This window comes from Pseudonocardia kunmingensis, from assembly GCF_006716445.1.
In the GTDB taxonomy this organism is placed as follows: domain Bacteria; phylum Actinomycetota; class Actinomycetes; order Mycobacteriales; family Pseudonocardiaceae; genus Pseudonocardia; species Pseudonocardia kunmingensis.
The window spans coordinates 534,693-547,438 of the sequence record NZ_VFPA01000002.1 but is presented as its reverse complement, the minus strand read 5'-3'; the positions used below and the strand labels follow the sequence as shown (position 1 = coordinate 547,438).

Annotated in this window: 11 protein-coding genes; 8 read left to right on the top strand and 3 right to left on the bottom strand. The window is 71.2% G+C overall.

The genetic code is table 11. The features are described 5' to 3' along the window. Positions 1-8: 8 nt before the first annotated feature. The gene (locus FB558_RS18465) at positions 9-821 is read right to left on the bottom strand and encodes an SDR family NAD(P)-dependent oxidoreductase (RefSeq protein WP_170231388.1); all 813 of its coding nucleotides are present in this window, start codon (positions 819-821) and stop codon (positions 9-11) included. A 360-nt stretch (positions 822-1,181) separates the two neighbouring features. Here FB558_RS18465 and FB558_RS18460 point away from each other — a divergent pair, with 360 nt between their 5' ends. From FB558_RS18460 to FB558_RS18425, 8 genes are all read left to right on the top strand, one after another. Beyond that, positions 1,182-2,153 (top strand): VOC family protein, encoded by a 972-nt coding sequence (locus tag FB558_RS18460; RefSeq protein WP_142055136.1) that lies wholly within the window; start codon positions 1,182-1,184, stop codon positions 2,151-2,153. A 114-nt stretch (positions 2,154-2,267) separates the two neighbouring features. Further along, positions 2,268-3,275, top strand: coding sequence for a DUF2889 domain-containing protein (locus FB558_RS18455; RefSeq protein WP_142055134.1), 1,008 nt, complete (start codon positions 2,268-2,270; stop codon positions 3,273-3,275). Between the two features lie 18 nt (positions 3,276-3,293). Next, complete coding sequence (locus tag FB558_RS18450) at positions 3,294-4,442, top strand: amidohydrolase family protein (RefSeq protein ID WP_142055132.1); 1,149 nt, start codon at positions 3,294-3,296, stop codon at positions 4,440-4,442. 6 nt (positions 4,443-4,448) lie between these two features. Further along, positions 4,449-4,655: a hypothetical protein gene (locus FB558_RS18445; RefSeq protein ID WP_142055130.1), complete on the top strand. Its 207-nt coding sequence runs from the start codon at positions 4,449-4,451 to the stop codon at positions 4,653-4,655. A 92-nt stretch (positions 4,656-4,747) separates the two neighbouring features. Further along, entirely contained in the window at positions 4,748-5,380 is a 633-nt protein-coding gene (locus FB558_RS18440; protein WP_211366665.1) for a PaaI family thioesterase, read from the top strand. 563 nt (positions 5,381-5,943) lie between these two features. Then, complete coding sequence (locus tag FB558_RS18435) at positions 5,944-6,711, top strand: FadR/GntR family transcriptional regulator (RefSeq protein WP_170231387.1); 768 nt, start codon at positions 5,944-5,946, stop codon at positions 6,709-6,711. Positions 6,712-6,907: 196 nt separating this feature from the next. Continuing rightward, on the top strand, positions 6,908-7,783 hold the full coding sequence (locus FB558_RS18430) for an alpha/beta fold hydrolase (protein WP_142055126.1): 876 nt from the start codon (positions 6,908-6,910) through the stop codon (positions 7,781-7,783). Positions 7,784-7,979: 196 nt separating this feature from the next. Next, positions 7,980-8,579: a TetR/AcrR family transcriptional regulator gene (locus tag FB558_RS18425; RefSeq protein ID WP_246106600.1), complete on the top strand. Its 600-nt coding sequence runs from the start codon at positions 7,980-7,982 to the stop codon at positions 8,577-8,579. Positions 8,580-8,624: 45 nt separating this feature from the next. Here the strand turns inward: FB558_RS18425 and scpA are convergent, their stop codons facing one another. Further along, the gene (gene scpA, locus FB558_RS18420; protein WP_142055122.1) at positions 8,625-10,805 is read right to left on the bottom strand and encodes a methylmalonyl-CoA mutase; all 2,181 of its coding nucleotides are present in this window, start codon (positions 10,803-10,805) and stop codon (positions 8,625-8,627) included. Continuing rightward, positions 10,802-12,706 (bottom strand): methylmalonyl-CoA mutase family protein, encoded by a 1,905-nt coding sequence (locus FB558_RS18415; protein WP_246106599.1) that lies wholly within the window; start codon positions 12,704-12,706, stop codon positions 10,802-10,804. The genes scpA and FB558_RS18415 overlap by 4 nt, the downstream gene beginning before the upstream one ends. Between the last annotated feature and the right edge of the window lie 40 nt (positions 12,707-12,746).

The window sequence follows — 12,746 nt, the reverse complement described above, 5'->3', positions numbered from 1 at the left end:
CAGGGCGGTCAGGGCGCCAGCGCCGCCACGTAGTCGGCCGCGCGGATGATCCGGCCCGTGTGCCGCATCGCGTTCCCGCTCGTCACGAGGTCGACGACCGTGCGCATCGGCACGTCCATCGGGACCGCGGCGTCGGCGTCCACCACGCCCTTGGCGCCCATCAGGTCCACGAGTTCGGTGCGCGTGAACCCCGGATCGACGTTCACCACCGCGATCCCGGCCGCTCGCAGTTCGGGGGCGAGGACGTTCGCGAGTCGGTTCAGAGCGGCCTTGCTGGCCGAGTAGGCGACGCGCTCCCCCGCGGGGGTCGGACGGTCGGTCGCCGTCGCCGACTCCGGGGGGACCGGCGTCAGGTCGCCCGCGCCCGAGGTCATGTTGACGATCACGCCGCCGCCTCCCTCGGTCATCGCGGGCACGACCGCCTTCATCAGCAGCATCGGCCCGTGCAGGTTGGTCTCGAACTGCTGCCGCCAGTCCGCGACGTCCATGTCGACGAGCTTCGGCCAGGTACCCGCGGTCTGGGCCGCGTTGTTGACCAGGACGTCGATCCGGCCGAAGGTGTCGAGGACCGTGCGCACGAGCGCTGCGATGTCCTCAGGCACGGCCATGTCGGTCCGGACCGCCATCGACGTTCCCCCGGCGGTCCTGATCGCCTCGACCGTCTCGCCGACCGTGCCCGCCAGCCGGCGGTGGGCCTCGACGGTGCGCGCGGCAACGACGACGTTCATACCGCGGCGACCCAACTCCAGGGCGATCTGCTTGCCGATGCCGCGGCTCGCGCCGGTGACGATGGCAGTGGAGGAGGAGGCGGAGGAGGTCACGTGTGGTCCCTTCGTCGGATACGGATGGCGTCCTGCTGACACCCGTCGGATCGGCACCGGGTCGGCACCGGGGCTCCGAGAAGAACGAGCGAGGTTCGGGTCGAGCGCAACTGCGGCGCGCTGCGCCGGTCTCGACCTCCGGCCTCGCGGACGGGCATCAGCGACGTGACGTGACGTGACGTGTCCGCTCCGGGTCTCGGAGCCGTCGGGAGGCGTACTGGATGGCCTCTCAGCAGCCAAAAAGGTAAAGCATGAGATGAATCACGTCAATCATCTACCGCATAGAACTCTGTTGGAGTCGAGCCCACGGGGCCTACGGTGCCCGCACCAGCCCCATGTCGGCCTGCCCGAGGAGTGCCCGTGCCCGCGCCCCCGAGCCAACCGCCCGCCCTCCCGGTACGTCTCGGTGACTTCCACCGACTCGGCCTGGTCTCCGACCATCCAGGGCCGGAGGTCGCCGCATGGCTCGAGCGGGTCCTCGGCGCGCGACCGCTCGCCGGCACCGCCGCGCTTCACGACTTCTGGCATCCGGCGCCGAGCACGGATCCCGCGGGCGGTGGCACGTCGGCGGAGTCGGCCGCGCGGTCATGGCTCTGGTGGATCGCCGGGCTGCCGTTCGCCGTGTTCGAAGCGACCGATGACACGAGCGCCGTGGCGGACTTCCTGCGCCGCTACGGGCCGGGCCCGCACTCGTTCGCCTGGTGCGTGAACGATCTGTGGACGGTCGAGCAGCTGCTCCGGCGCGCCGACGTCCGGATCACCGGGACCGACGTGCCGGGCCGTCACTTCTTCATGCACCCGAAGGACAGCGGCGGGATCCTCGTCGAGTGGACCGACACGTACCTGCGCGACGACCCTCGCGACGGCGGGACGCTGCCCGCGGTCGCCGCGCCCGCGGTCGAGGTGACGCACGTGGCGTGGACGACCGCGGTGGTCCGGGACGCGGCGAGGGTCGCCGGTGTGCTGCACCGGCTCACCGGCGCCCAGGAGATCGCGGGCAACCCGCGCGCCGACGAGGACATCGAGGAAACCGTCGACCTCCTGGTGCACGACATCGTCCTGCGCCTGATCGCGCCCCGGTCGGCGCGGAGCCGCCACGCGGAGGTGCTCGAGCGCCGGGGCGAGCGGCTGTACTCGGTGTGCTGGGGGGTGCCCGACCTGAGGGGCGCGGCCCACGCGTTCGAGGACCTCGGCATCGGCGTCGTGGACGAGGCACCGGGGCGACTGTGGTCGGATCCCGCGACCACGCTCGGACTACCGTTCGAGTGGACCGAGGACTCGGTCGTCGCGCCCGGCGCGGCGCTCGAGGGACCGTTGCCGCGAACACCGTGAGCAGCCAATCTTCCCCGCGTCTCCGCGCCGGTTGACAGGCCTCTTCCGAGGGGTTCTACTGAGAAGGGCGTTTTCAGTAGCTCTCCACGGAACTCTCCACGGAGGAGGTGGATCATGGCGGTGCCGGTGCTCGGTCCGTTGCACCCGCGCCACGGCACCCACGCCCCGACCTCCGGCACACCCGCTCGCGCAGCGGGTTCGGTACGCCGGACGGCGACCACGGACATGCTCCGACCGGAGGGCCTGACCGGTCCACTCGTATTGCTGGGCCGCGCACGCGACCTCGTCACCACGCCCGAGGGCACGGCGAGGGTCGTCGACGAGGCCTCCTGCCGCGCGGTCGTCGAGTTCGTCGAGGGGCGGATCCTGCGCGAGGTCGAGAGCCACCCCGCCCGGCCCGCCCTCCAGACGTTGATCGGCACACCGGTGTCCTCGGGTTTCCGGGCGGCGGTACTGGCCGCCGATCCCTCCGTTCCCGACGAGGCCGGGCTGCTGCACCTGCTGCTCGACGACTTCCCCGTCACGACGCTCGTCTCGGGCTTCGCGTTCGGAGCGGGCCTGCCGGCGGGTCGCAGGCTGCCGCTCACGGTCGGCAGGCCGATGTTCGGGCGGGACCAGTGCGCGGGCTTCGCCCACGGTGGCACGATCATGAACGAGGTCGACGCCACCGGCCGGGCTCCGCTCGTCACCGGGCCGGTCGCGCCGGCCCTCGTGGACGACGACGAGGACGGCTGGCACGCAGTCGGCCCGTTGCCCGCACACGGCATGCGCCGCTGGCGGCGGACCGATGTCCGCTCCGACGGACGGGTCGATGTGCTCTACCGCGACTCGCATGTCCGCCCGGACGGGCTCGAGACCGTGATCCACGAGTACACCGTCGCAGCGCAGATCGACCTGATCGGCCCCACCGTCGTCTCCTGCGAGGCCGTCCCGAGGGTGCTGCCGTGGGTCGAGTGCCCGGCCGCTGCCGCGAGCGCGCAGCGCCTCGCAGGGCTACCGCTCGCGGGACTGCGCTCCCACGTCCGCGCAACCTTCACGGGCGCCTCGACCTGCACCCACCTGAACGACACCCTCCGCGGTCTGGAGGACGTTCCCACCCTGCTCCGGCTCGCCGGGGTCTGACCGAGAAGAAGGTTCGACATGGAGAAGATCTGGGCCAACTCCGGGGACTCGCACTTCCTGGAGCCCGAGAGCCTGTGGCGCGACAGCCTGCCCCCACGGCTGGCCGAACTCGTCCCACGTTCGGAGAAGGACGCCGACGGGCAATGGGAGACCGTCCACATCGACGGCATGTCCTTCCGCCGCAAGCTGCCCACCGGCAAGGCCAAGGAGTTCACCGAGGCCTCCAGCCGCGCCCCCGGCGCAGCCGACATCGTCAAGCGTATCCCCGACCTGGACCAGGAAGGCATCTGGTCCGAACTCGTCTTCCCCTCGCTGGGCATGTGGAGCTCCTCCTTCCGCACCCCCGAGGTACTGCGCGAGGCACTGAAGGTCTCCAACGACTGGGCCTACGAGACCATCGACAAGTACAACCCGCGCCTGGTCAGCACCGCACAGGTCTCCACCCTCGACATCGGCGACGCCGTCGCCGAGCTCGAGCGCTGCGCCGAGATGGGCTACAAGGCGGTGTTCATGCCCGTCACGCCGCACCCGCTGCAGAAGGACTACAACCAGGACGACTGGGAGCCGTTCTGGGCCGCGGCCGAGGCCGCGAACATCGTGCTTGCCTTCCACATCGGCACCGACCCCATCGACCTGTCCAAGGGTGGCTCGGCCGGCGTCGTCTACCGCGGCCCCGGCGGCGCGGTGCTCAACTACACCGAGACCACCTTCGGCGGCCAGCGCGCCGTGATGAAGATGGTCGCCTGCGGCGCACTGGACCGCCACGAGAACCTCAAGGTCCTGGTCTCCGAAGGCGGCGCCACCTGGGTGCCCTTCGTCGCCGACCGCATGATGGAGGGCTACCGCCAGCACGCCATGGCCGTGCGCCCCAAACTCAAGCGGGAGCCGAAGGAGATCATCTACTCGCAGGTCTACGCCTCGTTCCAGCACGACGAGTCCGCCATCGCCGCCTGCACCGCCATGGGCTTCAACAACGTCATGTGGGGCAGCGACTACCCCCACATGGAAGGCACCTACGGACACACCCAGGAAACCCTGCACCACCTCTTCGACGGGGTGGACCCCAAGGTCAAGGAGCGCATCACCGTCGGCGCGTTCCGCGAGCTGTTCCCGGACGTGCCGGAGCTGCCCCGCACCACCGACGCCACCAACGCGGCACTGGTCTGATCCACCATGAGTGACGACAACATCATGTACGACTCCCCCACCGAGTTCCTGCACGAGGTGGCGGAGAAGAAGGGCGAGTGCGTCGCCCAATCGGTCATCCCACTCGACGACGGAACCTACGTGTGCGCCTGCTCCTGCGAGCAGTGGGAAGTGATCGCACCCGACCGCTGGAAGGGACTCGATCTCGCCCGGGCACACACCGGGTCGCTCTGAGATCCTGCGACCAGTACGACGGGCGCCCGGGTAGACGCCCGGGCGCCCTGTCTGCGTACGCACGACGATCGGCCAGCAGACGGAGGCAGTAGGTGACGAGAGCCGACCATCGCGGGACGCCCGCGGGGCTCCTCGAGACGTGGCGGGCGCGCGCCGAGATCGGCGCGGGACCGGCCGGGTTCCCGCAGATGATCGAGGCGCTGCGAACGCTCCAGGACCGCATGACGGCCGCGGCCCCGCCGGAGGAGCTGATCAGCGAGGCCATGCACCGGCTCAACGAGCTGTCCGAGATGCTCGAACCGCATGCCGTGGGCGAGCTCCGGCAGATCACCGGGCACCTCGTCGGCCTCCCCGGCCGCGGCCAGACGATGACACCGGTGATCCATGTCGACGAGTCCGACGACCAGCACGCCAATGGCACTGTCACCTACGGACGTTTCTACCTCGGCGGCAACGGTGCAGTACACGGTGGTGCCGTCCCGCTCGTGTTCGACGAGATCCTCGGCAGGCTCGCCAACACCGGCGGCCGCTCACCGTCCCGCACGGCGTACCTGCACGTCGACTTCCGCAGCATCACCCCGATCGAGACCGAACTGCGGTTCGAGGGGTGGTTCGAGAAGGAGGAGGGCCGCAAGCGCCTCCTGCGCGCGACGATGCACCACGGCGAGGTCCTGTGCGCCGAGGCGGAGGGTCTCTTCGTGGCATTGCGCCCCGGCCAGCCCTGAACACCCCCGAGGCCCCAAACGCGGATCCCGGCACCAGACCGGCGCGGCCTCCGACCGTTGTGACCACGCCTTGCCGATCCCTCTGCTCGCGCCGGTCACCAGCGCGCGTCGCGTCAGGTCCTGCCGTCCTTCCGTGAGTCCGCCGCTCCGACCAGGGCGCCACCCCTTGACAGGTGACCTGATTCACAAGCACTCTGTATCGTACAAAAATATAGATGATTGGTGCAGAGTGACCTGACCGTGCCGCCACCGGACGACGACGTGGACATGGGCCGGCAGTGATGCCGGGCCCTACGCGAGCGGTAGGGTCCACGGCCACTCACGCGACAGGACCCATGTGACCACGACACGGCAGCGCTCGCCGTGCTCGGGTCCTGTGCCACCGATGAGGCGACGGAGGCGCCCGCGGCGACGGGAGCGGACCCCCTGGCACGGCGACAGCCGCCGAGCCTGATGGCGTGGTCTGCTGGAGACTGTCGGAGCGCAGGCACCGACGGAATCAGGACCAGTAGAGACCCGGACCGATGTATCGGTCCCGGTCGAGAGATCCAGAGGGAGACACGGTGTCCACGGCCGAGAACATGAGAACGGGTGCGATGGAGCGCGTACGCGTGCCCAAGACCGCGGAGGTCGTGGCACAGGCGATCCGCACCCGGATCGTGCGCGGTGAAATCGCGGAAGACGATGCGCTCCCCAGCGAAGCCGAGCTCATGGCCCAGTTCGGAGTCTCCCGCCCCTCCCTCCGCGAAGCCTTCCGCATTCTCGAATCCGAACAACTCATCACGGTTCGACGCGGCTCACACGGCGGCGCCCGAGCCAGGCACCCGGACATCACCGTCGCCTCCCGCTACCTCGGTCTCCTCATGCAGGTTGACGGGGTCCTCCTCAGCGATGTCTTCCACGCCCGCGCCCTCATCGAGCCCATTGCCCTGCGCCTCCTCGCCCAACGCGACGACCGCGTCGGCGCCACCGAACGACTACTCGCGATGTACGACAAGCTGGGGAAGCTCACCGATCCCCGCGACCGGGCCGAGGGCTGGACCGAGTTCTTCCTGACGCTGTTCGACCTCGCCGGAAACAAGACCCTTCGGCTGCTCTACGGCACCCTCACCGAAGTCGTCCGCCAGGAGATCGTCGAATGGTCGCGCCACGACACGGCCGAGAACACCGAGGCCACGGCGAAAGCGGTGGCCAAGGCGATGCGCCTGGTCGCCGCCGGCGAGGGCGACAAGGCCGCCGACTTCTGGCGCGGGCAGATGTTCCTCGTCGAGCAGCGTGTCGCGCAGACCCACCGGGGCCGGACGGTCGTCGACGCCGTCACCAGCGGCTGACTCGACTCAGCTGCGGCGAGCCGCAAGCTCTCCGCGTCATCAGGGGTTCGGCCCCCTCGAGATGCATGCCGAGGCGTGTGCTGGGTCTCGCCGCTGAGTCGGAGGCGGCCGTGACGGCAGTAATACTCGTACAGATCGCATTACGGCATGGTGCACGGTAAGCCGTCACCGCGGCTCACGGTAGAGGAGGACGCCAGTGCCCGGCCCCTTGCAGCGACGATTCACCCACGCCGGCGTCGAGCTGGCCGGGGACGAGTTCCCGGCCGACGATGCCCGCGGCGTGGCACTTCTCCTGCACGGTGGCGGCCAGACACGGCATTCGTGGAAGTCCGCGGCCGCGACCTTGGCGCGGCACGAGTGGACGTCGATCACGCTCGACGCGCGTGGACACGGCGACAGCAGCTGGGCGCCGGACGGCGACTACTCGATGGACGCCCTCGTCGCGGACCTCGTCGCGATCACCGCCACGACGGCAACGGCTCCCGTACTCATCGGAGCCTCCATGGGCGGCCTGACCTCACTTGTCGCCGTGGGAGAGGGGCGCGTACGGCCTGCCGCACTGGTGCTCGTCGACATCGCGCCGCGGATCGAGCCCGAGGGCTCCGCGCGGATCGGGCAGTTCATGCGGGCCAACCCGAACGGCTTCGCCAGCCTGGAGGACGTGGCGGACGTCGTCGCGGCCTACAACCCGCACCGGGAGCGGCCGGCCAGCCTCGAGGGCTTGAAGCGCAACGTGCGGCTCGGGGAGGACGGCCGCTGGCACTGGCACTGGGATCCGGCGTTCCTCGTGCAGCGCGCGGGCGACCAGGAGAACCGGCTCCTCGGCTACGACCGCCTGAAGGACGCCGCTCGCGCAGTTACCGTCCCGACCCTGCTCGTCCGGGGCAAGCAGTCGGACGTGGTCAGCCCCGAGGGCGCCGCCGAGCTGCTGGAGCTGATCCCCGGCTCGCGATTCGTCGATGTTCACGGAACGGGGCACATGGTGGCCGGCGACGACAACGATGTCTTCACCCGCGAGGTGCTGGCCTTCCTCGACACGCTCCCGGGCCGGCCGTCGGCGGGTCGCCGCTGACGGGACGCCCCGGCCACGAGCGTCCCGATCGCTCGAGTGGAATCAGCCGCGGGCACGGATGGCCCACACCGCGACGTATTCACCGATCGGTAGCAAATGGCCTGTATCCCTGCGGGTTCGATCCAGGGCCACACGGTCAAACATGCTGCACCGCTCCGCTAGGCTGCTTCAACACTCCAGTGGAAGGAGATCACCGGTGACGGCTCAGGCGGCCGAGCGCGCAGCCGTCATGGACGCGGCATACCGCACCCTCATCGCCAGCAAGGGCACCAGCGTGTCGGTCACCGACGTCCTACGCAACGCAGGACTGTCTACTCGCGCCTTCTATCGCCACTTCGAGTCGAAGGACGAGCTGCTGCTCGCACTCTTCCGGCGCGACGCCGAGCGGGTCACGGGTCAGCTCGACGCCGCCGCCCGGTCGCAGAGTCCCCGCGACGCGCTGGCGAGCTGTATGGCCACGTTCTTGCGGATCGCGGCGGATCCTCGACGGCGACGCCGCATGCTCGTCCTCTCGTCCGAGGAAGTCACGCGAGCCCGCGGGTACGTCGCGGAGCGGCAGCGCTTCGAGGCGGCCCAGGAGGCAGCAATCGCGGCGATCCTCGAGCGTGGCCTGATCGACGGCTCCTTCCCGTGGGCCAGACCTGCCTCCGACGCACGCTCGATCCGGGCGGCCCTGGGCAAGGCGTTCGACGAGCAGGTGGCGCGCTCGACGAGCCGCACGGCGGAGGAGACGGCCGCCGAGGTCATTGACTTCGCGTTGCGCGCCGTGGGAGCGCAGACGGTTCCCGACCGCTGAGCCGCGCTCGGCCCGCGAGGCAGCGCAACCACGCATGCAGGACGGTCAATCGGTCCGTGGACGGTCGTGGTCCAGCTGGGCACCGAGCGTGTCGAGCAGGTCGACCGCTGCCTCCGCGATCACGGTGCCGGGGCCGAACACCGCGGCCGCCCCGGCCTCCTTCAGCGCCGGGTGGTCGGCGGGCGGGATGACCCCGCCGACCACGACCACGATGTCCTCACGGTCCAGCGCCGCGAGCTCGGAACGCAGCTCCGGCACCAACGTCAGGTGCCCGGCCGCGAGCGAGCTGACCCCGACGACGTGCACGTCGGCCTCGACCGCCTGCCGCGCCACCTCCGCGGGCGTGGAGAACAGCGGGCCGACATCGACGTCGAAACCGAGGTCGGCGAACGCGGTGGCGATCACCTTCTGGCCCCGGTCGTGCCCGTCCTGGCCCATCTTCGCCACCAGGATCCGCGGCTGGCGGCCCTCCTGCGCGGCGAAGGCGTCCACGAGCTCGCGGGCCCGGTCGATCGCCGGGGTGGACCCGGCCTCGTGCGCGTACACACCGGAGATGATGCGGATCTGACCGGCGTGGCGCGAGAACACCTTCTCCAGCGCGTCGGAGATCTCGCCCACGGTGGCCTTCGCCCGCGCCGCCGAGACCGACAGCGCGAGCAGGTTCTGCGCCTGCGAGCGCGGTGAGCCCTCGGCGATCAGCGCCGCGGCGGACGTCAGGGCCGAGAGCGCGGTGTCGACCTCGCGGTCGTCGCGCTCCTCGCGCAGTCGCCGCAGCTTCTCCCGCTGCTCGCGGCGCACGCCGGCGTTGTCGACCTTGAGGACGTCGATGTCCTCGTCTCCGTCGACCACGTACTTGTTGACCCCGATGACCGGCTGGCGCCCGGCGTCGATGCGCGCCTGCGTGCGCGCGGCGGCCTCCTCGACGCGCAGCTTCGGGATACCCGCGTCGATCGCCTGCGCCATCCCGCCTGCGCGCTCGACCTCCTCGATGTGCGCCCACGCCCGGCGCGCCAGGTCGTAGGTCAGCCGCTCCACGTAGTGGGACCCGCCCCACGGGTCGATCACCCGCGTGGTGCCCGACTCCTGCTGCAACAGCAGCTGCGTGTTGCGCGCGATGCGCGCCGAGAAGTCCGTGGGCAGCGCCAGCGCCTCGTCCAGGGCGTTGGTGTGCAGCGACTGGGTGTGACCCTGGGTGGCGGCCATCGCCTCCACGCAGGTGCGCACCACGTTGTTGTAGACGTCCTGCGCCGTCAGCGACCACCCCGAGGTCTGGCAGTGCGTGCGCAACGACAGCGACTTCTCGTTCTCCGGGGAGAACTGCGTCACCAGCTTCGCCCACAGCAGCCGCGCCGCCCGCAGCTTCGCGACCTCCATGAAGAAGTTCATGCCGATGCCGAAGAAGAACGACAACCGGGGCGCGAACCGGTCCACGTCCAGACCCGCGTCGATGCCCGCCCGCAGGTACTCCACACCGTCCGCGAGGGTGTAGGCCAGCTCCAGGTCGGCCGTGGCCCCGGCCTCCTGGATGTGGTAGCCGGAGATGGAGATCGAGTTGAACCTCGGCATCTCCCGCGAGGTGAACGAGAAGATGTCGGAGATGATCTGCATCGACGGCCGCGGCGGATAGATGTAGGTGTTGCGGACCATGAACTCCTTGAGGATGTCGTTCTGGATGGTCCCGGCCAGCTTCCCGTGCGCCACCCCCTGCTCCTCGGCCGCCACGACGTAGAGCGCCAGCACGGGCAACACCGCGCCGTTCATCGTCATCGACACCGACATCTCACCCAGCGGGATCCCGTCGAACAACTGCCGCATGTCGTAGATCGAGTCGATCGCCACGCCCGCCATCCCGACATCGCCCCCGACCCGCGGATGGTCGGAGTCGTAGCCGCGGTGCGTGGCCAGGTCGAACGCGATCGACAGACCCTTCTGCCCCGCCGCCAGGTTGCGCCGGTAGAAGGCGTTCGACTCCGCCGCCGTGGAGAAACCCGCGTACTGGCGCACCGTCCAGGGCTGCGTCGTGTACATCGTCGGGTACGGGCCGCGCAGATACGGCGCGATCCCCGGATAGGTCTCCAGGAAGTCCAGGCCCTCGACGTCGGCCGCGGTGTAGAGCGGCTTCACCCCGATCCCCTCCGGGGACTCCCACACCGGGACGTCGCCGGACCACTGCCCCGCCGGCGACGCGCCGCCGTCCAGGGGGACCTGCGTGAAGTCCGGAATCATGCGATCACCTCGTACACCGACTCAATCACGGCGAGCGCGTCGCACCCGGCGGCGAGATGCCCGTCCATACCTGCTACGCCTGCCGAGCCTGCGAGCAGGACCTGCCGCGCGCCCGCCTCCCGCAGCGCCGCCACGGTCTCCGCGGCCCGCTCGGCGCAGAGCGCGTCGGTCGAGCAGAGCACGGCCACCGGGGTGCCCGCCTCCCGGAACGCCGCGACCACCTGCGCCGCCGACTCCGTGGGCCCGGCCTCCGGGGCCTCGATCCCGCCGGCCTGCAGCAGGTTGCGGGCGAAGCCCGCCCGGGCGGTATACGCCGCGAGCGGGCCGAGAGTGGCCAGGAAGGCCCGGGGCCGCGCGCCGGTCTCGGCGAGCACCGCGTCGGAGCGGTCCCGGAACGCCTCGTAGCGCTCCGCCGGCCGGAACAGTGGCAACCCCCCGCCCGGCGGCTGCGGCACGGCCCGCCGCGAAAGCGGCAGCTCGGCCAGGTCGGCGAACTCGCTCACCCCGGTGATCGGCGCCGTGCGCCGCGCGGCCGCGACCTCACGGCGCTCCCGGACCGCCGCCACTCGCTCGGCCACCACGCCGGCGTCGAGCGCCGCGACAGCGCCGCCCACGGCCTCGATCTCCTGGAAGAAGGCCCACGCGGCCGCGGCCAGCTCCCGGGTGAGCGACTCGACGAACCACGAGCCCCCGGCCGGGTCGATCACCCGCGCCAGGTGCGACTCCTGCACCAGCAGCGACTGGGTGTTGCGCGCGACCCGCCGGGAGAAGGGCTCCGACGCTCCGAGCGCGGCGTCGAACGGGGCCACCGTGACCGCGTCGGCGCCACCGACCCCGGCCGCGAACCCGGCGACCGTGCCACGCAACAGGTTGCCGTGCGCATCGCGGCGGGTGAGCATCACCGGCGAGCCCACGGCGTGCTGGTACTGCGGCAGCGCCACACCACACGCCTCCGTGACCCGCGACCACAGCAATCGCGCCGCCCGCAGCTTCGCGATCGTCGGGAACTGCTCCACGGTCGCGGCATAGCGGAACTCCAGCTGCCCGGCGGCCGCAGCCAGATCGAGGCCTCCCGCCGTGAGCGCGCGCAGGTACGCCACCCCGGCCGCCAACGAGAACCCCAGCTCCTGCGCGTCGGCCCCACCCGCGCCATGCACCGCCAGCGCGTCCACGACCACCGACCGGACCTGCGGGAACTCCTCCGCCACGCGCCGCGCCAGCGGGACGACGACATCCGGTTCCGGGCCGGCACCGGTGCGGGCGCGCCGCCCGACGGGGTCCAGACCCAGCGTGGCCCTCAGCTCGGCGGGCGCGACGTTCCGCGCGCCGAGGGCGAGCAGCGCCTCCGCCGCGGCCGGCTCGGCCTGCGCCGTGTCCGCAGAGGCGTCCAGCACCACGGTGGCCAGGTCGAGCTGTACGCCCTCGAGCGCGGCCGGCAGGTCGGCCACCGCGGTGCCTCCCGCGCCCATGGCCAGCCAGATCGAACCGACGCCGTTCTCCAGATCGGCCAGCACAGCGGCACGCGCGACGGCCGGGTCCGGTTCGGCGTGACGCTGCCGCACCTCCCAGCCGTCCGGAGCCGGGCCGTTCACCCGGCCACCGCGCACGAAGGGGAGCGCACCCGGCACACCCGCCGCATCCGGGGCGGGAGCGTCCTCGGCCGTGTAGAGCGGCCGCACCCGGAGGCCGTCCGGAGTGACGCGGGTGAGCGCCTCGACGCCCCCGCCCGGCTCGGCGGGCGGGCGACCTGCCTTCCGCAGCACCTTGTCGACCAGCTCCGCCCACCGCTCACGGGAGGCTGCGGAAAACCCGGCCGCGAGGGCGAGGTCCTCCTCCAGCGCGGGCGCGTGCTCGTCGGGTGCAGCACCCGCCATCTCGGCGGTGTCCATCGCCTGGTTCATGCCTGCGACCCCTCGCTCCCGGTACGCCACCGACCCACCG